General features: G+C 66.7%; 18 protein-coding genes and 1 tRNA gene. 10 read left to right on the forward strand and 9 right to left on the reverse strand.

Features of this window, described 5'->3' with window-relative positions:
* The first annotated feature begins 4 nt into the window (after positions 1–4).
* Both dnaE and LZ005_RS04675 read left to right on the forward strand, forming a co-directional pair.
* The gene (gene dnaE, locus LZ005_RS04670) at positions 5–3,472 is read left to right on the forward strand and encodes a DNA polymerase III subunit alpha (RefSeq protein WP_237805174.1); all 3,468 of its coding nucleotides are present in this window, start codon (positions 5–7) and stop codon (positions 3,470–3,472) included.
* Positions 3,472–4,380 carry a glycosyltransferase family 9 protein gene (locus LZ005_RS04675; protein ID WP_237805176.1) on the forward strand — a complete coding sequence of 303 codons (909 nt, stop codon included), beginning with the start codon at positions 3,472–3,474 and terminating at the stop codon, positions 4,378–4,380. The genes dnaE and LZ005_RS04675 overlap by 1 nt, the downstream gene beginning before the upstream one ends.
* Before the next feature lie 54 nt (positions 4,381–4,434).
* On the opposite strand, the gene LZ005_RS04680 is transcribed toward LZ005_RS04675, so the two are convergent.
* Entirely contained in the window at positions 4,435–5,400 is a 966-nt protein-coding gene (locus tag LZ005_RS04680; protein WP_237805178.1) for an acyltransferase, read from the reverse strand.
* 5 nt (positions 5,401–5,405) lie between these two features.
* Positions 5,406–6,233, reverse strand: coding sequence for a glycosyltransferase family 2 protein (locus LZ005_RS04685; RefSeq protein WP_237805180.1), 828 nt, complete (start codon positions 6,231–6,233; stop codon positions 5,406–5,408).
* Between the two features lie 51 nt (positions 6,234–6,284).
* Between LZ005_RS04685 and LZ005_RS04690 the strand changes: the two genes are divergently transcribed.
* The 5 genes from LZ005_RS04690 to LZ005_RS04710 are packed head-to-tail and all read left to right on the forward strand — an operon-like array spanning position 6,285 to position 11,600.
* The gene (locus tag LZ005_RS04690) at positions 6,285–7,523 is read left to right on the forward strand and encodes an O-antigen ligase (RefSeq protein ID WP_237805182.1); all 1,239 of its coding nucleotides are present in this window, start codon (positions 6,285–6,287) and stop codon (positions 7,521–7,523) included.
* Positions 7,510–9,252, forward strand: coding sequence for a lipid A export permease/ATP-binding protein MsbA (msbA, locus tag LZ005_RS04695; protein WP_373889302.1), 1,743 nt, complete (start codon positions 7,510–7,512; stop codon positions 9,250–9,252). The genes LZ005_RS04690 and msbA overlap by 14 nt, the downstream gene beginning before the upstream one ends.
* Positions 9,237–10,247, forward strand: a complete 1,011-nt coding sequence (gene waaF / locus LZ005_RS04700; RefSeq protein WP_237805184.1) for a lipopolysaccharide heptosyltransferase II — start codon at positions 9,237–9,239, stop codon at positions 10,245–10,247. The genes msbA and waaF overlap by 16 nt, the downstream gene beginning before the upstream one ends.
* Positions 10,244–10,933, forward strand: a complete 690-nt coding sequence (locus LZ005_RS04705) for a YafY family protein (RefSeq protein ID WP_237805186.1) — start codon at positions 10,244–10,246, stop codon at positions 10,931–10,933. Before waaF ends, LZ005_RS04705 begins: the two co-directional genes overlap by 4 nt.
* 58 nt (positions 10,934–10,991) lie before the next feature.
* A complete protein-coding gene (locus LZ005_RS04710) occupies positions 10,992–11,600 on the forward strand; it encodes a glutathione S-transferase family protein (RefSeq protein WP_237805188.1) in 609 nt (202 codons plus the stop codon).
* Between the two features lie 9 nt (positions 11,601–11,609).
* On the opposite strand, the gene LZ005_RS21745 is transcribed toward LZ005_RS04710, so the two are convergent.
* Positions 11,610–13,217, reverse strand: coding sequence for a methyl-accepting chemotaxis protein (locus tag LZ005_RS21745; protein WP_307727772.1), 1,608 nt, complete (start codon positions 13,215–13,217; stop codon positions 11,610–11,612).
* 193 nt (positions 13,218–13,410) lie between these two features.
* Here LZ005_RS21745 and LZ005_RS04725 point away from each other — a divergent pair.
* Both LZ005_RS04725 and LZ005_RS04730 read left to right on the forward strand, forming a co-directional pair.
* Positions 13,411–13,486 (forward strand) — tRNA-Ala (locus LZ005_RS04725).
* A gap of 81 nt (positions 13,487–13,567) precedes the next feature.
* Complete coding sequence (locus tag LZ005_RS04730; protein ID WP_237805190.1) at positions 13,568–16,987, forward strand: PocR ligand-binding domain-containing protein; 3,420 nt, start codon at positions 13,568–13,570, stop codon at positions 16,985–16,987.
* 2 nt (positions 16,988–16,989) lie between these two features.
* Here LZ005_RS04730 and LZ005_RS04735 read toward each other — a convergent pair whose 3' ends face one another.
* Complete coding sequence (locus LZ005_RS04735; RefSeq protein WP_237805192.1) at positions 16,990–17,916, reverse strand: hypothetical protein; 927 nt, start codon at positions 17,914–17,916, stop codon at positions 16,990–16,992.
* A 79-nt stretch (positions 17,917–17,995) separates the two neighbouring features.
* Entirely contained in the window at positions 17,996–19,459 is a 1,464-nt protein-coding gene (rng, locus tag LZ005_RS04740; RefSeq protein ID WP_237805194.1) for a ribonuclease G, read from the reverse strand.
* A gap of 104 nt (positions 19,460–19,563) precedes the next feature.
* Here rng and LZ005_RS04745 point away from each other — a divergent pair, with 104 nt between their 5' ends.
* A complete protein-coding gene (locus LZ005_RS04745) occupies positions 19,564–20,925 on the forward strand; it encodes a serine hydrolase (protein WP_237805196.1) in 1,362 nt (453 codons plus the stop codon).
* A 472-nt stretch (positions 20,926–21,397) separates the two neighbouring features.
* Here LZ005_RS04745 and LZ005_RS04750 read toward each other — a convergent pair whose 3' ends face one another.
* From LZ005_RS04750 to nadD, 4 genes are read right to left on the reverse strand one after another with little or no spacing between them, the layout of a single operon-like run.
* On the reverse strand, positions 21,398–22,018 hold the full coding sequence (locus LZ005_RS04750; protein ID WP_237805198.1) for a nucleoside triphosphate pyrophosphatase: 621 nt from the start codon (positions 22,016–22,018) through the stop codon (positions 21,398–21,400).
* The gene (rlmH, locus tag LZ005_RS04755) at positions 22,018–22,491 is read right to left on the reverse strand and encodes a 23S rRNA (pseudouridine(1915)-N(3))-methyltransferase RlmH (RefSeq protein ID WP_237805200.1); all 474 of its coding nucleotides are present in this window, start codon (positions 22,489–22,491) and stop codon (positions 22,018–22,020) included. The genes LZ005_RS04750 and rlmH overlap by 1 nt, the downstream gene beginning before the upstream one ends.
* 3 nt (positions 22,492–22,494) lie before the next feature.
* Positions 22,495–23,154, reverse strand: coding sequence for a ribosome silencing factor (gene rsfS / locus LZ005_RS04760; protein ID WP_237805202.1), 660 nt, complete (start codon positions 23,152–23,154; stop codon positions 22,495–22,497).
* Complete coding sequence (nadD, locus tag LZ005_RS04765) at positions 23,155–23,799, reverse strand: nicotinate-nucleotide adenylyltransferase (RefSeq protein WP_237805204.1); 645 nt, start codon at positions 23,797–23,799, stop codon at positions 23,155–23,157.

The following is a 23,799-nucleotide window of genomic DNA, read 5'->3' on the forward strand; positions in this document are numbered from 1 at the left end:
CCGGATGAGCTCTCCATCCTTCGTCCACCTGCGCGTTCACTCCGAGTATTCCATTGTCGACGGCCTGGTCCGTATCGACGACCTGGTGGCGGCCGCCGCCAAGGACCGCCAGCCGGCCCTGGCCGTGACCGATCTGGCCAATATGTTCTGCCTGGTGCGCTTCTACAAGGCGGCGCGCGGCAAGGGCATCAAGCCGGTGGTGGGCGTGGACGCCTGGATCAGCAATGACGACAACCGCGACAAGCCGGGCCGCCTGCTGATTCTGGCCAAGGACCGCACCGGCTATCTGCAGTTGTGCGAACTGATGGCCGACGCCTGGCTGACCAACCAGTACAAGGGGCGCGCCGAGCTGCGCGCCGAATGGCTGGAAAAATACGCGGCCCAGGACCCGGGCCACCTGATCGTGCTGTCCGGCGCCCAGTTCGGCGATATCGGCCAGGCCATCGACAACGGCAATCCGGAGCTGGCCGAAGCCTGCGCGGCGCGCTGGGCGCGCATCTTCCCCGACCACTTCTACGTCGAGATCCAGCGCTGCGGCCAGCCGAACCAGGAACTGCAGGTGCGCCACTCGGTCGCCCTGGCCGGCCGCCTCGGCCTGCCGGTGGTGGCCACCCATCAGGTGCAGTTCCTGCAGCAGTCGGAATTCATCGCCCACGAGGCGCGCGTCTGCATCGCGGAAGGCGAGATGCTGGCCAATGCCAAGCGCGTGCGCCGCTTCAACGAGCAGATGCACTTCAAGACCCAGGCCGAGATGGCCGAGCTGTTCGCCGATCTGCCGGGCGCCCTGGCCAACTCGGTCGAAATCGCCAAGCGCTGCAACGTGACGCTGGAACTGGGCAAACCCAAGCTGCCGAACTTCCCCACGCCGGGCGGCATGCCGATCTCGGACTATCTGGTCCAGCAGTCGAAAGAGGGCTTGGAAAAGCGCCTGCTGCACCTGTTCCCTGATCCCGAGGTGCGCGCGGCCAAGCGCCCGCGCTACGACGAACGGCTCGAGTTCGAACTCAATACCATCATCAAGATGGGCTTCCCCGGTTACTTCCTGATCGTGGCGGAGTTCATCCAGTGGGCCAAGGAGAACGGTGTGCCGGTCGGCCCCGGCCGGGGCTCGGGCGCGGGCTCGCTGGTGGCCTATGCGCTGCTGATCACCGACCTCGATCCGCTCGCCTACAACCTGCTGTTCGAGCGCTTCCTCAATCCCGAGCGCGTCTCGATGCCCGACTTCGACATCGACTTCTGCCAGGAGGGGCGCGACCGCGTCATCCAGCACGTGAAGGACCTGTACGGCAAGGACGCCGTGTCCCAGATCGCCACCTTCGGTACGATGGCGGCCAAGGGCGCGATCCGCGACGTCGGCCGCGTGCTCGACATGGGCTACAACTTCTGCGATGGCGTGTCCAAGCTGATCCCCTTCAAACCGGGCAAGCAGGTGACCATCGCCGATGCGCTCGAAGAGGAGCCGCTGCTCAAGGAGCGCCAGGAGAACGAGGAGGAGGTGCGCCAGCTGCTCGACCTGTCGCAGCAGGTCGAAGGCATCACGCGTAACATCGGCATGCACGCCGGCGGCGTGTTGATCGCCCCTGGCAAGCTCACCGACTTCTGTCCGCTCTACACCCAGGGCGGCGATGCTGGCGTCGTCTCGCAGTACGACAAGGACGATGTCGAAGCCGTCGGCCTCGTGAAGTTCGACTTCCTGGGCCTGACCACGCTGACGATTCTGAACCGCGCCGTGCAGTACATCCGCGCGCTCGATCCGGCCGATGCCGACTTCGATCTGGCCAAGCTGCCGCTCGACGACCGCGCCTCCTACGACCTGCTGTGCAAGGCCAAAACGGTCGCCATCTTCCAGCTTGAATCGCGCGGCATGCAAGGCATGCTGAAGGACGCGCGGCCCGACCGCTTCGAGGACATCATCGCCCTGGTGGCGCTGTACCGTCCGGGGCCGATGGACCTGATCCCCGACTTCTGCAAGCGCAAACACGGCGAAAAATTCGAATACCCCGATCCGCGCACCGAAGGCATCCTGGCCGAGACCTACGGCATCATGGTGTATCAGGAGCAGGTGATGCAGATGGCCCAGATCATCGGCGGCTACACGCTGGGCGGCGCCGACATGCTGCGCCGCGCGATGGGTAAGAAAAAGCCCGAGGAGATGGCCCAGCACCGCCTGATCTTCCGCGAGGGCGCGGCCAAGGGCGGCCTGAATGAGGAAAAGGCCGACGAGATCTTCGACCTGATGGAGAAGTTCGCCGGCTACGGCTTCAACAAGTCGCACGCCGCCGCCTACGCGCTGCTGTCCTACTACACGGCCTTCCTGAAAGCGCACCACACGGCCGCCTTCATGGCAGCCAACATGTCGCTGGCGATGGAAGACACCGAAAAGGTGAAGGTGCTGGTCGAGGATTCGATTGACGTCTGCAACCTGGCGATTCTGCCGCCCGATATCAACCAGTCGCAGTTCCGCTTTGTGCCCGTGGGCGAGCCGCGTTCGCAGACCGGCAAGCAGGTCGGCCAGATTCGCTATGGCCTGGGCGCCGTCAAAGGGGCGGGGCAGGGCGCGATCGAGGCCATCATCGCCGCGCGCCAGGAGGGCGGGCCGTTCACCGACCTGTTCGACTTCTGCCGCCGCGTCGACCGCAAGCAGATCAACCGCCGCACGATCGAATCGCTGATCCGCGCCGGCGCCATGGACTGCCTCGGCGTCGACCGCGCCGTGCTGCTGGCCAGCGTCGGCTTCGCGATCGAATGCGCCGACCAGGAGCAGGCCGCGGCCAACCAGGTCAGCCTGTTCGGCGACGACGATTCGCTGGTGGCGCCGCCCGACTACGTGAAGGCGATCCCGTTCACCGACAAGCAGAAGCTGGCCGAGGAAAAGACCGCGCTCGGCTTCTACCTGTCCGGCCACATGTTCGACGCCTACGCGCGCGAGGCGCGCAAGTTCGCGCGCACCAAGCTGTCCGAACTCGAACCGGCGCGCGACGTGCGCATGCTGTGCGGCGTGATCACCGGCCTGCGCACCCAGATGACCCAGCGCGGCAAAATTCTGATCGTGACCCTGGACGACAAGACTGCGGTGGTTGAAGTCACCATCTACGGCGAGCTGTTCGAAGCGCACAAGAAGATCTTCAAGGAAGACGAATTCCTCGCCGTGGTCGGCAAGGTGTCCGAGGACCGCTTCACCGGCGGGCTGCGCATCACGGCCGACAAGGTGTTCGACATGGTCAGCGCGCGCATTCACTACGGGGTGCGCTACAACTGGACCCTGCCCGCCAGCGTGCCCGCGCACCGCGTGGCCGAAGTGCTCAAGCCGCACGTCGAAGCGAATGGCCTGCAGTGCGCCGTCAAGGTGCGGCCGCAGGGCGTGGAATGCCAGCTGCAGCTCGGGGACGACTGGCGCGTGGCGCCGTCGGATGAATTGAAGCTCGCGCTCGAGCAGATGCTGGGCGCGCAAGAGGTCGCGGTCGAATACTGATGAAGATCCTTTTCCTGTCGCAGGATGGCAAGCTGGGCGACGCCATCGTTAACACCGCGTTTGCCGCGGCCCTGGCCGACGCCGAACTGCATGTGACGGCGCGCGGCGCCACGCTCGACTTCTGGCGCCACGATCCGCGCATTACGCGCGTCTGGCCGGTCGAGCGGCCCGGCTGGGGCGACACCGTGCGTCTCGGGCTGGCGCTGCGGCGCGAGCGCTTTGACGCCATCGTCACCTGGCTGCCCCTGCGCAAAGAGAAGAACAAGCTGCTGCTGTGGCTGGCCCGGCCGCGCAAGGTGATCGACCTGCGCGCCTTTCTCAGCGGCCCGCCGCACCACAAGATCGAAGACTGCGCCGAAGCCCTGCGCCAGCTGGGCCGCCCGGTGCCGCCGCTGCACTACACGCTGCGCTATCCGCTTGCGCCGGCTGTGGCGCGGCCGCCCTATGTGCTGGTGAACCTGTGCGCGGCCGATGCCGAGCGCACCCTGTCCGCGCCCGAGGCCGAACAGCTGCTGCGCGCCGTCAAGGGCGCGGCGACCGGGCACGAGATTCTGATCAGCTGCACCGATGCCAGCGCGGCGTCGATGCAGGCGCTGGTGCAGCGCACCGGCATCGGCCAGCTGGTCAACACCGACGGCCAGCTGGGCGCGCTGTTCCGCCTGTGCCATGACGCACGCCTCGTGATCAGTCCCGACACGGCCCTGATCCACATCGCCAGCGCCTACGACGTGCCGGTCATCGGCATCTACCAGAACAATGGCGTCAAGGCCACGCAATGGGGCCCGCGCAGCAGCGCCGCAGCCACCATCCTGAGCGACAACCCCGATACGATACACGGCTTTTCGATCGCCGCCGTGAGCAGCCACATCGCCGCCATCCTCGACCGCCTAGCCTTTCCGGCCAGATAAATCGGGGTCAGACCCCATTTATCCGGGCGGAAAAATGGGGTCTGACCCCGATTTTTATTTGCGGAACTGGCGGCGCCAGGCGAGGGCGGGGCGCTCGATCAGGAAGTAGCTGCCGAGCGCGAATACGGCTGAGATGCCCAGGCATAGCAGGGCCTCGCGCGCGTGGAACTCCTTGACGCCCAGGTATTTGTTCATCAGCCAGATCACGAGGAAGTGGTTGAGGAAAATGCCATAGCTGAGGTTGCCGAGGAATTCGTCCAGATCGGAAAAGCGGCGCCCGCTCGCCACGGCCAGGAAGCCCAGGCCGATCAGCAGGCCGAGCAGGACTTCCTTGTTGAACGGGGTCTGGTAGAGCGGCTCGTGCAGCCAGGCCCAGACGAACAGCAGGACGCCGGCGCCAAACACGGCCCAACGGTACAGGCGGCTGCCGGCGTCGCGCGCGGCGAAGGCGGAACCGGCCAGGAACATGTAGAGCGTGCCCGGCAGCAGGCGGTAACCGAAGAAGTCGGAATGCAGCTTGCCAAAGTACGCGGCCAGGAACACCAGGAAGGACAGGCCGGCCAGCAGATTGCGCTGGCGCGCGCTTGCATACAGGTGGATCCAGGGGAACACCAGGTAGAAGCACAGCTCGAGCCCGAGCGACCAGGTCTGCGGAATGATCAGCGCGCCATCGGCCCACAGCATGAAGAAGCCCTGGGGCAGCATCAGGAAGTTGAGCAGCACCTTGAACGGCGTCAGCGCGTTCAGAAAGATCGATTCGAAACCGAGCGCATACACGAGCACGGTCGTCAGGCCCATGTAGAACAGGAACTGGGGGAACAGGCGCGCGGCCCGGTCCTTGTAGAAGTCGCCGATCGCCCCGGGCCGGCGGTAGTGCTTGTCGACCAGCAGGGTCATCACATAGCCGCTCAGCAGGAAAAACGAGATCACGGCCACGACGCCCGGGTTATAGCCGGCGACGCTGATGCCCATGTGGGAAATGGCCACCATCGCGGCCAGCAGAAGTCGGTACAGTCCCATGGTGTTCAGTCTTGTTGGTGTTCGGCAAGGCCGCGGATGGCGCGCACGGTGCCATCGGCGGCGCGCTGCAGCACGATCTGGCGGTTACTGCTTTCCTGGTCGCGCTGGGCTTCGCGGTGCCACAGGTGGAATACCTCGGTGGCGAGGGCGCCGTCCTTGCGCAGCACGCCCGCATGGAACAGGCGCACCACGAGGTCGGAATCCTCGTGGCCCCAGCCGGTAAAACTTTCGTCGAAACCGTTCACGGTCAGCAGGTCCTGGCGCCACACGGCCAGATTGCAGCTCTTGATGCGGCGCCAGGAGAAGCGGCGCCGTTCGCGCCCGGCATCGGGCCAGCGCAGCAGCACCTGCAGCACTTTGTTCAGGTCGCCGGACAGGCGCAGGCGCAGCAGGCGGGCCGCGCTGGCGCCGGCAATGTCTTCGCCCGTGCGCAGCAGCTGTTCGGTCAGGCGCTGCGACATCAGCACGCGGCTGCCCGAGACCAGAAAACCGTGCGCGGCCAGCTTGCGGTGCTGGGCGATGAAGTCGCGCTGGGGCACGCAGTCGCCGTCGAGATAGATGATGTAGTCGCCGCGCGCGGCCAGGGTGGCGCGGTTGCGCGCCATGGCGGCACGAAAACCTTGGTCTTCCTGCCAGACATGGCGCAGCGGCATCGGCGCCTGCGCGGCCAGGCGCTGCACCAGCTCTGCAGTGTTGGCGGTCGAGCCATCATCGGCGATAATGATCTCGAAATCCTTGTCGTCCTGCGCAAAGCAGGCACGCAGCACCGCCTCGAGCGCGTCGGGCCGGTTGTAGGTCGTGATGACGAGGGAAATGGTCGGTGCTGGCGGCATACAGTGACACTGGGTGGTCCAAGAGCGCAAGCATATCCCACAACGCAATGAATGAACAATAACGCTAACCCCGCGGCCGGCCCTGTCCAGCATTGGGTCGCCCTGCTGCTGGGGTGCACCCCCGTGCTGACTCTGCTGTTGCGCAAAGGCGCTTCGGTCGCCAGCTTCCTGCTGCTGCTCACCGCCCTGGCCCTGTGGCCGCGCGTGCGCGCCGCCTGGGCCGCCTTGCCGCGCCTGGCGCGCTGGTCGGTGCTGGCCTTTGCGCTGCAGGCCGGATTCATGCTGCTGCTGGTGGCCGTGCGCGGCGATCCCCTGTCGATCGCGGAGAAGCCGGTGCGCATGCTGGCCGCCGCCAGCGCGCTGCTGCTGGTGCTGGCCGTGCGCCCCGATGCGCGCGCCTTCTGGGGCGGCTGCATCGCCGCCGCCATGACCGGCCTGCTGTTCATCGGCTGGGAGCGGGTCACCTTCGGCCTCGATCGGCCGGGCGGCCAGCTCAATCCGATCACCTATGGCGATCTGGCCCTGTGCCTGGCCCTGGTGGCGGCCGCCGCCCTGGGCGCCGGTCTGGGCCGGCGCTGGAATGCGCTGGCGCTGGGCGGGGCGCTGGCCGGTCTGGCGGCCAGCCTGATCACCGGCTCCCGCGGCGGCCTGCTCGGCTTGCTGCTGGCGGCCGTGGTGGCCCTGGTGTTCGCCGCCGGCGTGCGCAAGCGCGTGGCCGGCGGCCTGCTGCTGGCCGGCAGTCTGGCCGTGGGCCTGGCCTATGTGACGCCGGAGACCGGCATGCGCGAGCGCCTGCACGAAGTGGTCGAGGATGTGCAGGCCTACCGCGAAGGCCAGGTCTACACCCATATCGGCATGCGCTTTGAACTGTGGCAGGCCGGCGCCACCCTGGCCGCCGACCACCCGCTGCGCGGCTACACCGAGGCGCAGCGCCAGCAGGCCATGGCTGCGCTGGTCCAGGCCGGCCAGCTCGATGCGCGCGCCTTGAGCCTGCCCCATCTGCATAACGATGCGCTGCAGGCCCTGGTACTCGGCGGTGTGCCCGGTTTGCTGCTGTGGCTGGCCAGTTTGCTGGTCCCGGCCGCGTTTTTTGTACAATCGCTGGATGGCCGCCTGCGGCCGGGGGCGCAGCGTGCGGCCCTGGCCCTGGCCGGCCTGTTTGTGGTCAGCGCTTACCTCGGCTTTGGTCTGACCGAGGTGATCTTCTGGTCGGTCAACGCCAGCCTGTGCTATGCGCTGCTGGTTTTCATTTGCATGGGGCTGGTGATCATTACCGATGATGGACAATAATGCCGTGATCCGGCGTCTTCTGGGCGCGCTCAAACCCTATCGCGGGCGTGCCCTGCTGTCGCTGCTGGCCATGGCGGGCACGGCCAGCACCCAGCCGATGCTGGTGCGCGCCATGCAGGCCCTGATCGACCGCGGCTTTGGCCCGAACCGGGCCGAATTCAATCTGTGGCTGGTGCCGGCCATCCTGCTGTTCATCTTCGTGCTGCGCGGCGTTTTCACCTTCTCCACCGCCTACCTGAACAACTGGGTCACCACGCGCCTGCTCAATGACCTGCGGCGCGCCATGTTCGGCCGCCTGCTGCGCCTGCCCGTCGGCCACTTCCACAACGAGTCGACCGGCAAGATGATCAACACCATCATCAACGACTCGCGCCAGGTGGTGGACATGATCAACTCGGTCTTCCTCGCCTTTGTGCGCGATGCGCTGGTGGTGGTCGGCCTGTTCTGGACCCTGCTCTGGCTGAACTGGCGCCTGACCATCGTGGCCGCCGCCATCGTGCCGACCACGGCCATCATCGTGCGCCTGACCACCGGCCGTCTGCGCCGCCTGAACCGCGAAAACCAGCGCGTGACGGCCGAGATGACCCAGGTGGTGGAGGAGGCCGCGCGCGGCCATCAGGTGATCCGCGTGTTCTCCGGCGAGGCCTATGAAAAGGCGCGCTTCGAGCAGCGCAGTGAGGCCCTGCGCGGCTTCTCGCAGCGCATGACGGTGGCCTTTGCCGCCACCCAGCCGATCACCCAGATCGTCACCGCGGTGGCGGTGGCGGTGGTGGTGGTGCTGGCGATTCAGGCCCACATGACGGCCGGCGAATTCACGGCCTATATCACCTCGATGCTGATGCTGCTGGCGCCGCTCAAGTCCCTGGTCGAAGTCAATGGCCCGTGGCAGCGCGGCCTGGTCGCGGCCGAGACGGTGTTCGGCATGATCGACGCGCCGGTCGAGGAAGACACCGGCACCCGCACGCTGGCGCGCGCGCGCGGCCATCTGCGCTTCGAGGGCGTCGGCTTCCAGTATCCGAATGCCGAGCGCCCGGCCCTGAGCGGCATCGATCTGGAGATCGCACCGGGCGAGACTCTGGCCCTGGTCGGCGCTTCGGGCGGCGGCAAGTCGACCCTGGTCAACCTCGTCACGCGCTTCTACCATCCGAGCAGCGGGCGCCTGGTGCTCGACGATGTCCCCTACGAAGACCTGCGCTACGCCAGCCTGCGCGCCCAGCTGGCCATGGTCAGCCAGAACGTGGTGCTGTTCGACGACACGCTGCGCGCCAACATCGCTTACGGCGAGGCGGCGCCCGACCCCGAGCGCCTGGCCGCGGCCGTGCGTGCGGCCCATCTGAGCGAGGTGGTGGCCGGCCTGCCGGACGGCCTCGAGACGCGCATCGGCGAAAACGGCATGCGCCTGTCGGGCGGGCAGCGCCAGCGCGTCGCGATTGCGCGCGCCATCTACAAGGATGCGCCGATCCTGATTCTGGATGAAGCCACGTCGGCGCTCGATAACGAATCCGAGCGCGCCGTGCAGGCCGCGCTCGACGAACTGATGGCCGGGCGCACCACCCTGGTCATCGCGCACCGCCTGTCGACGGTGGAGCGGGCCGACCGCATCGTGGTGCTCGATCAGGGCCGCATCGCCGAAATCGGCCGCCACGAGGAACTGCTGGCGCGCGGCGGCATCTACGCCAAGCTGTATCACCTGCAGTTCGCCGACGAGACCCCATGCGCCGCCTCCTGATCATCTCGCCCAACTGGATCGGCGACGCCGTCATGGCCCAGCCGCTGCTGGCGCGTCTGCGCGCGGCCGATCCGGACTGCCTGATCGACGTGCTGGCCCCGCCCGCCGTGGCCCCGGTCTGGCGCGCCGTGGCCGAAGTGGCCGAGGTGCTGACCACGCCGTTCCGCCACGGTCCGCTGCAGCTGCGCGAACGCTGGCGCTACGGGAAGGTGCTGCGCGCGCGCGGCTACGCGGCCGCCTATGTGCTGCCGAATACCCTCAAATATGCCTTGCTGCCCTGGTTCGCCGGGATCCGCCAGCGCGTTGGCTACAAGGGCGAATCGCGCTATGGCCTGATCAATGTGATGCACCACGATGCGGTGCCGCCGCGCCCGATGGTGCCGTTCTACGCGGCCCTGGCCGAGGCGCCCGATGCGCCGCTGGCCGCCAGCCTGCCGCGCCCGCGCCTGGTGGTCGATCCGGTCGCCCAGGCGGCTGCCAAGGCCAAGGCCGGCCTCGCGCCCGGTCAGCCCTATGTGTGCTTCGCGCCGGGCGCGGAATTCGGCGGCGCCAAGCGCTGGCCGCCCGAACACTTCGCCCGCCTGGCCGCCGAGATCCAGGGCCAGGTGCTGCTGCTCGGTTCCCCCAAGGATGCCGATACCTGCGCCCAGATCCAGGGGCCGAATGTGCGCAGCCTGGCCGGCCAGACCACGCTCGATCAGGCCATCGCCCTGATCGCCGGCGCGCGCGCCATGGTCGCCAACGACTCCGGCCTGCTGCACGTGGCCGCCGCCCTGAACCGCCCGGTGCTCGGCCTGTACGGCCCGACCGATCCCGATCATGCGCCGCCGCTGGCCGAGCATGCGCTGGCGCTGTCGCTGCGCCTCGATTGCGCGCCCTGCCGCCAGCGCGAATGCCCGCTCGGCCACCAGAACTGCATGCGCGCGCTGCAGCCGCAGGCTGTGTGGCAGGCGCTCGACCCCTTGCTGCGGCTGGAGCCGCCGCCGCGCCCGTGAGCCGCAGCGGCCGTCTGTTCCAGCTGATGGACGTGCTGCGCGCGCACCGGCGTCCGGTCACGGCCGCCTATCTGGCCGAGCGCATGGGCGTCTCCGAACGCACCATCTACCGCGATCTGCGTATGCTCGCTGAACTGGGTGCGCCCGTCGATGGCGCCGCCGGTGTCGGCTTCCAGCTGCGCGCCGGTCTGTTCCTGCCGCCGCTGATGTTCAACGCCGACGAACTCGAAGCCCTGGTGCTGGGCGCGCGCTGGGTGCGCAAGCAGGGCGACCCGGAACTGGCGCAGGCGGCCGAACAGGTGCTGGCCAAGGTGGCCACGGCCAGCCCGCGCGACCTGCGCGAGCACCTGGCCCAGACCAGCCTGTGGGTGCCGGTGTTCGAGCAGCCGCACAGCGACCCCTTCGTGGCCCCGGCGCGGCGCGCCATCCGCGAGGAGCGCAAGCTGCGCATCGCCTACCGCGACGAGCAGGGACGCAGCAGCGAGCGCACCTTGTGGCCATTCGCACTCGCCTTCTTCCAGGGCAAGCGCCTGCTGGCCGCCTGGTGCGAGCTGCGCCAGGAGCGGCGCTACTTCCGCATCGACCGCATCGAACGCGCCGAGCTGCTGGACGAGCGCTATCCCGAGCGCCGCCAGGCCCTGCTGGCCGCCTGGCGCCAGCAGGAAGGCATCAGCGAAGACTCCTGACAGAATCTGTCGCGCCCGGCCGCGAGAATGGAAGCCTCAACACCGCAAGGAGACTTCCATGAAACTGTACTACCACCCCGGTTCCGCCAATGCCCGCCGCGTACGTCTGGCCGCCCACGCCCTGGGCCTGCCGCTCGAGCTCGAATTCGTCGATCTGATGGACGCCGATGCGCGCCGCCGCCTGCTGGAACTGAACCCCAACAACAAGGTGCCGGTGCTCGCCGACGACGGTTTTCTGCTGACCGAGTCGCACGCCATCATGCTCTACCTGTGCGAGCGCGCCCCGGTCCAGAGCCTGCTGCCGGCTGGCCTGCAAGCGCGCGCCGACGTCACGCGCTGGCTGTTCTGGTCGGCCCAGCACTGGCAGCCGGCCGTCAGCATCCTGACCTGGGAGAACCTGTGGAAGCAGCGCACCGGCCGTGGCCCGGCCGACCTGAATGAACTGGCGCGCGGCGCCGCCCAGTTCAGCCAGTTCGCCCAGGTGCTCGAGCAGCAGCTGACGCGCCAGACCTGGGTCTGCGGCGACAGCCTCGGCCTGGCCGACTATGCGCTGGCGGCGGCCCTGAATGTCTGGCGCGAGGCGCGCATTCCGCTCGAAGACTATCCGCACATCCTGGCCTGGTTCGGCCGGGTGGAAGCCAGCCCGGCCTGGCAGGCGACCGTCTGAGGCAGCCGTTCAGGCGCTGACCAGCGCCAGTTGCGGGCGCGCTGCGGCCGGCGCTGGCGCCGCCGCGGGGGCGCTCAGGCGGAAGCGCTGGACCATCTGGCTGAGCTGATTGGCCTGGTCCTGCAAGGTCGCGGCCGCGGCGGCCGATTGTTCGACCAGGGCCGCGTTCTGCTGGGTCACGCTATCCATCTCGACGACCGCGTGGTTGATCTGGTCGATGCCGGCTTCCTGCTCGCCGCTCGAGCTGGCGATCTCGGCCATGATGGCGGTGACGCGCTGGATGCTGCTGACCACATCGGCCATCGTCGCGCCGGCCTGGTGGACCAGGGCGCTGCCGTCATCGACCTTGGCGACCGAGTCGTCGATCAGGGCCTTGATCTCTTTGGCGGCGGCGGCCGAGCGCTGCGCCAGCGTGCGCACTTCGCCCGCCACGACCGCGAAGCCGCGCCCCTGCTCGCCGGCGCGTGCGGCTTCCACCGCCGCGTTCAGGGCCAGGATATTCGTTTGAAACGCGATCCCGTCGATGACGCTGATGATGTCGACGATGCGGCGCGCCGAGGCCTCGATCGCCGCCATCGTCGTCACCACCTGCGCCACCACCTGGCCGCCGCGCTCGGCGACCGCGCGCGCCGAGGTGGCCAGCGCATCGGCTTCGCGCGCATGGGCCGCGCTCTGTTTGACGGCGGCGGTCAGCTCCTCCATCGAGGACGCCGTCTCTTCCAGCGAGCCGGCCTGGCGTTCGGTGCGCGCCGACAGGTCCATGCTGCCATTGGCGATCTCGCTGGTGCCGGTCAGGATCGACTCGGTACCGCTGCGCACCTGGCTGACGATGGCCGACAGGCCGCCGTTCATGTCCTTCAATGCGGCCAGCAGCTGCGCCGTTTCGTCCTGGCCAACCACCTCGATCGATGCGCTCAGGTCGCCCTGGGCGACGTTTTCGGCGATGCGCACGGCGGCGCGCAGCGGCGGCACGATCGAGCGCACCACGAGCAGCGCGGTGACGACCGACAGCAGCACGGCCAGCGCGCCCAGGCCGATCATCCAGCCGATGGTGGCCGCGCCCAGGGCCTTGGCTTCCTCGCCGAAGCGCACCAGACCATGGGCCTGGCCGTCGGCGAACTTCTCGATCGCCTGCAGGTAGTCGTTCTGGACTGGAATCAGCTCGCTCAGCAGCAGGGCGCTGGCGCCCGCGCTGTCGCCGGCGCGGATCAGGGCCAGCACGCGTTCTTCCTGCTGCAGGAAGCGGCTGCGCGCCGCCTGCATGGCGCGCAGGGCGGCCTTGCCTTCATCGGTGTGGACGCTGGCGTCGAGCTGCTCGAGTGCGCGGGCGATCTGGGGCACGGAGGCCGCGATCTTGTCCAGTTCGGCGCGCACGACGCCTGGATCGGTGGCGATGATGGCCGTGCGCAGGGCCCGGCTCTGACGGTTGACTTCGTTTTCGATCGTATGCGCCGCCGTGACCTTGACGAAGCGGTCGTGCACGATGATGTCGGTGCTGCCATCGATGCTGTGCATGCCGCGCACGCCGATCAGAATGATGATGAGCAGGAGCGCGACCAGGGCGGCGAAGGCCAGGCTCAGACGGCTGCCGATTTTCAAGTTCAGAAGCAATGGCATGATGACCTCACGGTGAATGCTGGTAATGCGCACTGAACAACAGAGCAGAGCGACGGACGCTCGCGGAAAAATCGGCGTCAGTGTAGGATGCTTGTAATTGATTGTAAAGAATTACAACTAGCGTGTCGGTTTGACATCGTTGCAACAGGGCTTGACGCGCCAACCGGGTTTTTGATTACAATGAGGCGCTGTTGGGGCGGTAGCTCAGCTGGGAGAGCGTCGCGTTCGCAATGCGAAGGTCGGGAGTTCGATCCTCCTCCGCTCCACCAAGCCCGGCTAGGCATGCCGCTGAGGCCCGCGTGGCGGGCTGAGTTGGCCGCGCTCTGGATAATTTTTGTAAATGCATGCCGATGAACGCCCCGCCCCCCATTCAGTACGCCGACCTGGTCGACCTCGACAAGCTGCAGGCGCTGATGCAGAGCTTCCATCGGGTGATCGGGATCGCCAATGCGGTCATCGACACGAATGGCGTGGTGCTGGCGCAGGCGGGCTGGCAGCGCGCATGCCAGGACTTCCATCGCAAAAATCCCGAGACCTGTAGCCGCTGCATCGCCAGCGATACGGCGCTGGCCCAGCGCATGACGCGCGGCGAGCCATATGCCGTCTACAACTGCCTGAATGGCCTGGTCGATACGGCCGCTCCGATCATCGTCGACGGCGTGCACGTGGCGAATGTGTTCACCGGCCAGTTCCTGACCCAGCCGCCCGACATGGAGGCCTTCCGCCAGCGCGCCAAGGCCGCTGGGTTCGATGAGGTCCACTACCTGTCCGCCATCGCTGAAGTGCCGGTGGTGCCGGTCGAGCGTGTCGAAGCCGTGACCAGCCTGTACGCGCAGCTGGCCTCGATGTTGGCCGACAATGGCATGGACCGCCTGCGCCAGCAGCAATCGGCCGATCATCTGCGCCGCCTGAACGCGGAGCTGGAAACCCGCATCGCCGCCCGCACCGAAGAACTGGCCAAGAGCGAGCAGCGCCTGCGCGCCAGCATCGAAGCCTCGCCGGTGCCGACCGCGATGTTCACCTTGAGCCAGCGCGTCACCTATCTGAACGCCGCCTTCGTGCGCACCTTCGGCTACACGCTCGAGGATGTGCCCACGCTCGACGCCTGGTGGGGCCGCGCCTACCCCGATCCGGCCTACCGCGCGCAGGTGCGCCAGACCTGGGAGGCGCGCCTGGCCGAATCGGACCGCCTGCAGCACCCGTTCCAGCCGATGCGGGTAAATATCACCTGCAAGGACGGCAGCGTGCGCGTGATCGAGGGCGAAGCGGCCGTCGTCGGCGAGGACAGCAAGCTGCTGCGCCTGGTCGTGTTCCATGACATCACCGAGCTGCTCAAGGCCACCGAGGCCCAGACGCGTTCGGAGTCCAAGCTGCGCGCGCTGTATGAAAGCTCGACCGACGCCATCATGCTGCTCGACGGCGATAACTTCCTCGATTGCAATGGCGCCACCCTGTCGGTGTTTGGACTGCCATCGAAGGAAGCCTTCTGCCGCCTGCATCCGGAGGACTTGTCGGCGCCGGCGCAGCCGGGCGGGGGCGATCCGCAGGCCTTGTCGCGCCAGTACATCGACGAAGCTTTTACCAAGGGCAGCAGCCATTTTGAATGGACGCTGCAGCGCCTCGACGACGGCCGCCACTTCGTCGCCGATGTGAAGCTCAGCCGCCTGGAACTCGACGGCCGCCCGATGTTGCAGGGTATCGTGCGCGATATCACCGAGAAGAAGCGCGCCGAATGGGAAATGGCCTCGCAGAAGGCGCTGCTGCAGACGATCCTTGACAAGAGCCCCGTCAGTGTCGGCATCAGCGTCAACGACACCATGCGCTTTGTGAACCGCAAGTGCGCCGAAACCTTCGGCATCCAGTCCGGCGATGATGCGCGCCAGCTTTTCGTCGATCTGCAGGCGCGCAGCGCGATTCTGGATGTGCTGGCGCGCGAAGGCATCGCGCAGAACCGCGAAATCCGCATGTACGACAAGCAGCGCCAGGTGCGCGACATGCGCGCCACCTATATGCCGATCACCTATGAGGGCGAGACGGGCGTGCTGAGCTGGATCGAGGACATTACCGAACAGAAGGCCAGCGCGCGCCTGATCGCCCAGCAGCAGGAGGCGACCCAGAAGCTGATCGATTCCAGCCCGGTCGGGATGGCCTTCACGACCAATGGCGTGTTCAGCTACGCGAATCCGGCCTTCCGCGCGATGTTCGACATTGCCCCCGGCGACCAGGCTGAGGCCATCTACCTGCGTCCCGAAGACCGCGCCGGCCTGATGGAGCGCATCCGGCGCGATGGCGTCGTCAGCGGTTGCGAGATGCGCCTGCGCGGCGCCGGCGGCGCCGAGCGCGACATGCTGATGACCTATGTGCCGTTTGTGCACGGCGGGGCCGAAGGCCTGATGGGTTGGGCCATCGACATCAGCGAGCGCAAGCAGGCCGAGCGCGCCATCAGCGAATCGAAGGAGCGGCTGGAAGCGGCCGCCTCGGCCGGCATCGTCGGCGTCTGGGACTGGGACATCGTCAGCAACAAGCTGGTCTGGGACAAGGTGATGTACCGCCTGTACGGCATCAACGAACAGGACTTCAGCGGCGCCTACGAAGCCTGGAGCGCGACCGTCCATCCGGACGACCGGCCCCGTCTGGAGCAAGAAATTCAGGCCGCCCTGCGCGGCGAGCGCGACTACTGCGCCGAATTCCGCGTGATCTGGCCGGACGCTTCGCTGCGCTATCTGAAGGCGGTCTCGCACACCAGCTTTGACGCCCACGGCCGGCCGCTGCGCATGGTCGGCGTGAACTATGACCTGACCGAGCAGAAAACCATCCAGCAGCAGCTCGACCAGATGGCCTATTACGACCGTCTGACCAGCCTGCCCAACCGGCGCCTGCTGGAAGACCGCATGGAGCAGGCCATTGGCCGCGCCCAGCGCGAGGCGCGCCGCCTGGCCCTGCTGTTTATCGACCTCGACAAGTTCAAGCAGGTCAATGATGTGCACGGCCACGATGCCGGCGACTGGCTGTTGCGGGACGTGGCCTCCCGCCTGCTGAGCTGCCTGCGCGGTTCGGATACGGCCGCGCGCATCGGCGGCGACGAATTCATCGTGCTGCTGCCGAATGCCGATCTGGTGACCGACGCGCTCCAGGTGGCCGAGCGCATCCGGCAGGCGCTCGAGCGCCCGTTTGTCATGCCAAACGGCACCGTACTCGATATTTCTTCAAGCATTGGCGTCGCGATCTACCCCGATCACGCCGACAATGCGCGCGATCTGCTCAAATATGGCGACGAGGCCATGTACGATGCCAAGCGCGGCGGGCGCAATGCCGTGGTGCTGTTTGCCGGTGCCCAGCAAGTGCCGGGCCTGGTCGCGATCAAAGGCGATTCCCTGGTGCGTCTGCGCTGGACCACGGCCTTTGCAAGCGGGAATCCGAGCATCGACGAAGAACACCAGGAACTGCTGAGCCAGGCGAATTCCCTGCTGAACCTGGCGGCCCATGTCGAGACCAGCCCGCAGGCCTTCAATGCCGCCTTCGGGGCCTTCGTGGCCTTCCTGTCCAAGCATTTCGCCGACGAGGAGGCGCTGCTGGCCTCGCTAGGCTACCGGGGCCAGGCCGAACACGCGGCCCAGCACCATGCCCTGGTCAGCCGCGCGATTGCCCTGCGCGAGGCCAGCGAGGCCGGTTCACTCTCCGTCAGCGCGCTGATCGAATTCCTCGTCACCGAGGTCGTCAGCCGCCACCTGCTTTCCGAAGACAAGAAATTCTTCGACCTGTTCCGCTGAGATCAGTGTTTGAGTTTCGCGGCGACCGGGGCCAGGTACTGGATCAGACCGCGCGTATAGGCCTCATAGCCGGGCGCGCACAGGGCCGTGGCGGCCTTGCTGCCTTTGTTGCGGTGGGCCTCGAGATCGCGCTCCAGCATTTTCGAGACGCCGCCTGACATCTGGTCCGGATAGGGCGTCTGGTAGATGCGGTGCAGTTCGCGCGTATTCGCTTCCAGCAGGCTCAGCATGTCGGTTTCGATCTTGCCCAGGCGCGCCAGGACCTCGTTCTCGGGCATCGGCGCCGACCAGTGGTAGCGCACCGCCTGCATCATCTCGCTGTCGACCTTCTGGCCGATCATCTTGGCATAGGCCTCAGGACTGGCGTAGTTGGCGCGGTTTTCGACCAGGATGCGGGTCAGGATGCGGTCTTGCTCGGCATTGTTCTCGGCCAGTTGCGGCATGCGCGCGCGGCCTTGCGGAACCAGGTTCAGCGCGCGCTCGCAGCTCTCGAGCGTGTTGTTGTCGACGAAGCTGTTGCTGCGTTTCTGCTCGAATTCCGCGCGCAGCGTGTTCAGCGTCTGGTTCCAGCGCGCGAGCATGCGGTCGTGGGCCTCGGCCACATGGGCGATGTAGGCCTGAACTTTCGGAAAGGCCGCCGCGTAGTCGGCCTCGGCCTTGCCCCATTCGCCGCCGCCGCTGGCCTCGGGCGGCGATTCCTGCTTCTGCGATTCGTTCATCTTGGCCATCATCATGTCGATTTCGGCCTTGCCCAGGCGGCTGACCATGGCTTCGAGCTGCGGGCGGACCATGGCGCGCTGCTCGGCCGGCACCTGGGCCAGCATCTTGTTGAGCGCCGCTTGCTGATAGGGCGTCAGGCTGGCCGCCTGGGCGCTGAGGGCGATGCAGAACAGCGCTGCCGCAGCGCCAGGAGAGAATCGGTATGCCATATGCGTGACCAAAAAGCTCGCAGTGTAAATCGCTCTTTGTCCGCAAATTCAGTGAATTTGTATCGAAACGGGCCGGCGCCTACATCAAAATCACGTCGTACTGCTCCTGGTGGTAGGAGTTCTCGACCTGCAGGGAGATCTGCTTGCCGATGAAGTCGCCGAGCATGGCCAGGTGCTGCGACTCCTCCTCGAGGAACAGGTCGATCACCTCCTGCGAGGCGAGGATGCGGAACTCGCGCGGGTTGAACTGCTTGGCTTCGCGCAGCAGCTCGCGCAGGATCTCGTAGCAGATCGTGCGGCTGGTCTTGACCTGGCCCTTGCCCTCGCAGGCGGGGCAGACTTCGCACAGGATATGGGCGAGCGACTCGCGCGTGCGCTTGCGCGTCATCTCCACCAGGCCCAGGGCCGAGAAGCCCGAGACCGAGACCTTGGTGCGGTCGCGCGCCAGCGCCTTCTTCAGCTCGGCGAGGACGGCGTTGCGGTGCTCGAGGTTCTCCATGTCGATGAAGTCGAGGATGATGATGCCGCCCAGATTGCGCAGGCGCAGCTGGCGCGCAATCGCGTGCGCCGCTTCGAGATTGGTCTTGAAGATGGTGTCGGCGAAATTGCGCCCGCCCACGAAGCCGCCGGTGTTGACGTCGATGGTAGTCATGGCCTCGGTCTGGTCGACGATCAGATAGCCGCCCGACTTGAGCTCGACACGGCGCCCGAGCGCGCGCTGGATTTCCTCCTCGACGCCATACAGATCGAACAGCGGCCGCTCGCCCGTGTAGTGCTGCAGCTTGGGCAGCACGGTGGGCGTGTATTCGGTGCCGAATTCCAGCAGCTTCTGGTAGTTCTCGCGCGAGTCGACCTGGATCGTCGCCGTTTCATCATGCACGAAGTCGCGCAGCACGCGCTGGGCCAGGTTCAGGTCCTGGTACAGTAGGCTGGTGGCCGGACGCGTGCGCGCCCCCTCGGTGATGGCCTTCCAGGTCTTCTTCAGGTACTCGACGTCGCCGAGCAGGTCGGCGTCGCTCGCATCCTCGGCCTGGGTACGCACGATGAAGCCGCCTTTTTCACCCGCGGGCAGCAGGCCCTGCAGACGGGCGCGCAGGGCTTCGCGGTCGGCTTCCTTTTCGATTTTCTGCGAAATGCCGATATGCGAATCCTGCGGCAGAAACACCAGCATGCGGCCGGCGATGGAAATCTGGGTGGACAGGCGCGCGCCCTTGGTGCCGATCGGATCCTTGATCACCTGCACCATCAGCACCTGGCCGTCGAACAGGGTCTTTTCAATCGGGGTAGGGGCGGCGTTGGGCGTATCCGGATTGCGTGCCTCCCAGATGTCGGCCACGTGCAGGAAGGCGGCGCGTTCCAGGCCGATGTCGATGAAGGCCGACTGCATGCCAGGCAGCACGCGCACGACTTTGCCCAGGTAGATGTTGCCCGCCAGCCCGCGCGTCAGCGTGCGTTCGATATGCAGCTCCTGCACGGCGCCTTGCACGATCAGGGCCACGCGCGTTTCTTGAGGCGTAATATTGATGAGAATGTCTTCGTTCATACGGCCATGATACACGGGCCTCCGCGTATGTATGCGATTCCGGGAACTTTCCGTGGCGCTCGCTGGAATAGGCGCTTTGATCACAACGAGAGAGAGTCAACAGCATGCGAATTCAAGTCTGGGCGGCCGTGCTGGCGCTGGCGGTCTGCGCTGCGCCGGTGCAAGCGGCCGATGTGCAAGCCATCCTCAAGGAACGCGTCGATACGGCGCGCCGCGGTGTCGGCCTGGTGGTCGGCGAACTCGATGCCCAGGGCGCGCGCATCACAGCCTATGGCAAGACGGCTGCCGATGGCGTGGCCGTCGATGGCGACACCCTGTTCGAAGTCGGTTCGGTCAGCAAGGTCTTCACCGCCACGCTGCTGGCCGACATGGTCCGGCGCGGCGAAGTGCGGCTGGACGAACCGATCAGCGGCCTGCTGCCGGCCGGCGTCAAGGCGCCGAGCCGCAATGGCAAGGAGATCACCCTGGCCGACCTGGCTAGCCACCGCTCCGGCCTGCCGCGCCTGCCCGACAATATGGCGCCCAAGGACCGGCGTAATCCGTATGCCGACTATGGCCCGGAACAGCTGTACGCGTTTCTGAACTCCCACACGCTGGCGCGCGAGCCGGGTGAGAAGTATGAATATTCGAACCTCGGCGCGGGTCTGCTCGGCCATCTGCTGTCTCTGCGTGCGGGCAAGCCCTACGCCCAGCTGCTGAAGGAGCGCATTTTCGATCCGCTCGGCATGCAGGACACGACCGTGGTTTTGAGCCCGGCGCTGGCCGCGCGCATGGCGCGTGGGCACGACCCGATGCTGCGCCCGACCGCGAACTGGGACATGGACGCGCTGGCCGGCGCCGGCGCCGTGCGCTCGACGGTCAAGGACATGCTGAAATTCCTGGCCGCCGAGATGGGCCTGAAACCGGCGCCGGTGTCCCTGGCCGCGGCCATGCAGGACACGCAGGCGGCGCGCGCGGCGGCTGGCAGCGAGGCTATGCAGATCGGCCTCGGCTGGCACATCCTGCAGCGCAATGGCCTGAGTCATGTGTGGCACAACGGCCAGAGCGGCGGCTTCCACAGTTTCATCGGCTTCGACAAGGCCGCGCAGAAGGGCGTGGTGGTGCTGGGGAATGCGGCGAATGATTACGATGATATCGGGCGCCATCTGCTGAGCGAGACCTTCCCGCTGGCGAAGGCGGAGCCGCCGCCGGTGGCGATCACGCTCACGCCGGCCCAGCTGGACGCGTATGTGGGCCGCTATCAGATTGTCGAGAAGGTGTTCATCGAGGTCACGCGCGAGGGCGAGCGCCTGTTCATGCAGGTGACCAATCAGAGCAAGGTGCCCTTGCAGGCCAAGTCCGATGGCGAGTTCTTCCTCGGTAGCGGCGAGGTGAAGTTGGTGTTCGAGAAGGATGCGGGCGGAAAGATCGTGGCCGCCAGCCTGCGCCAGGGCCCGCGCGAGAACAAGGCCAAGCGGGTGGAGTGAGGCGCATCGGGCACGCGGGTCTGAAGACCCGCCCTACATCCACCATCACGCTCGCGGAGTCGTAGCTCGCGGAGTCGTAGGGCGGGTCTTCAGACCCGCGCACCAACGCCGGACAGAGTCGTAGGGCGGGTCTTCAGACCCGCGCACCAACGCCAGATAAAGCCAACGCGGGATGAACGAGGCGTAGGGCGGGTCTTCAGACCCGCGCACCAAAGCCAGATAAAGCCACCGCGGGATGAACGAGGCGTAGGGCGGGTCTTCAGACCCGCGTGCCGACGCCAGATGAAGCCACCGCAGGATGAGCGAGGCGTAGGGCGGGTCTTCAGACCCGCGCCCCAACGCCAGATGAAGCCAACGCGGGATGAACGAGGCGTAGGGCGGGTCTTCAGACCCGCGCACCAAAGCCAGATAAAGCCACCGCGGGATGAACGAGGCGTAGGGCGGGTCTTCAGACCCGCGCACCAACGCCAAATTAAGGCAACACCAACCCCGCCGTGCGCAGCAGCTGCGCCGTTTCAAACAAGGGCAGCCCCATGATGCCCGAGTGGCTGCCCTCGATGTGTTCAATGAACACGGCCGCCAGCCCCTGAATGCCATACGCCCCCGCCTTGTCATACGGCTCGTTCGAAGCGCAATAGGCGCGGATGGCCTCCGGCGTCAGCGTACAGAAGCGCACATTCGACACCTGCGTCACCTGATGCACGACACCCTCATGCCAGACCGCCACCGAGGTCAGCACCTGATGCTCGCGCCCCGAATAGCGCTCGAGCATGTGCACAGCTTCGGCCGTGTCGGCCGGCTTGCCCAGAATCTCGCCATCGATCGTGACCGTCGTATCGGCTGTCAGCAGCGGCCGCTGCGGCAGATGGCGCATGCGCATCACCTTGGCCGCGAACTCCGCCTTCTCGCGCGCCACCCGCGCCACATACACGGCCGCCGGTTCGCCCGCCAGCACGGCTTCGGTCACATCCGGCCCGCGCGGAGCGGCCTCGCGCAGCAGCAGCAATTCGTAATCGACGCCGATCTGGCGCAGCAGCTCGCGCCGGCGCGGACTTTTCGAGGCCAGATAAATCTTGTGATCGACAGGCTTCATCAGACGCGGTGGTAAGGGTGGTTCTGGGTAATGGTCCAGGCGCGGTAAAGCTGTTCAGCCAGCATCACGCGCACCATGCCATGCGGCAGGGTCATGCTCGAGATGCGGACCATGCCCTCGGCGCGCGCCTTCAGCTCCGGGTCGAGGCCATCGGCCCCGCCGATCAGGAAGGCGGTGTCGCGCCCGTCGCGCTGCCAGCTTTCCAGTTGCTGCGACAGGCCGACGCTGGTCAGGTCCTTGCCGCGCTCGTCGAGGGCGATGATGCGCACGCCCTTGGGCAGCACGGCTTCAATGCGTTCACGCTCCTGGGCCATGGCGGCCGCGGGCGTGGTCTTGCTGCCGCTGCGCTCGACCGGCTTCACCTCTTTGAGCACGATGCGCAGCTCAGGCGGCATGCGCTTGACGTACTCGGCAAAGCCGGTCTCGATCCAGGCCGGCATCTTGTGGCCGACCGCAGCAATGATCAGCTGCACGGATTACTCGTCGGCGGCCGGCTTCTTGACGACGCGCTTGACGACTTTCTTGACCGGGGCGCCAGCGGCCGTGGCGGCCACTTTCTTTTCCTTGGCGGCCTTGGCCGAAGCAGTGGCCGTCTTGGTGGCGGCGACTTTCACCTTCTTGCCTTCCGGGACAGCCGACTTGGCTGCGGTTTTCTTCGGCGCGGCGCGCTTGGCCGGGGCCTTCTTCTCGACCACCGGCTCGGCGATCTCGGCCAGCTTGGAGGCGGCCAGATGCTTGGCGCGCTTGGGCTTGGCGTCGTCCATGGCTTTGGCTTCGGCCGAGGACTTGCGCTTGGCAGCGCCCAGCTTGACCGGCTTGTCGCCCCAGATTTCTTCCAGGCGGTAGTACTGGCGGATGGCCGGCTGCATGATGTGGACGATCATGTCGCCCAGATCGACCAGCACCCATTCACCGGTGTCCTCGCCTTCGACGCCGTTGACGCCGCCGCCATTTTCCTTGACCTTTTCCACCACCGAGGCGGCCAGGGCGCGCGTCTGGCGGTTGGAGGTACCCGAGGCGACGCAGATGCGGTCGAACAGGGAGGTCAGGTGGGTCGTGTCGAACAGGACGATTTCCTGGCCCTTCACATCTTCGAGCGCGTCGACGACGACGGCTTGGAGTTTTTTGATATCCATTTAGCTCTTCTTATACAAGTTTTGTTGTTGAATATAGTCTAGCACCACCGGGGCCAGGTGCCGTTTTTCCACATCGCCGCGTTCCAGCCCGGCCCGCACCGCGCTCGAGGCGATTTCCACCGCCAGGTCGGGCGCAAAATACGTGCCGCCCGCCGGCGCCGTACGCAACTGCGCCAGTGTGGCCTGGCGCCGCATGAATTCCTGGTGCACGGCCGGGGCCAGCGTGGCCGCGAAACCGGGGCGCGCACCGACCACGATATGCCCTTCTTCGAACAGGGCGCGCCAGTCCTTCCAGGTGTCGAGCCGCTGCAGCTGGTCCTCGCCCATGGCAAACACCAGGGGCGCCTCCGGGCCCAGTTCTGCGCGCACACTGCGCAGGGTGTCGATCGTGTAGCTCGGCGCCTGGCGCCGGATTTCACGGCAATCGAGCACCACCGGCAGATGGTGGTAGTCGAAGGCCAGTTGCAGCATTGCGCAGCGCTGCTCCGGCGTGGCCACCAGGCTGCCTTTCTGCCACGGCAGACCGGCCGGAATGATGCGCAGCTCGCGCGGTTGCAGCAGTTCGCTGAACAGGCGGGCGAGGGCGATGTGGCCCTCGTGCACCGGGTCGAAACTGCCGCCCAGCAGGAGGGTCGGGCCGCTCAC

The organism is Massilia sp. TS11 (assembly GCF_022012445.1).
GTDB lineage: Bacteria > Pseudomonadota > Gammaproteobacteria > Burkholderiales > Burkholderiaceae_D > Telluria.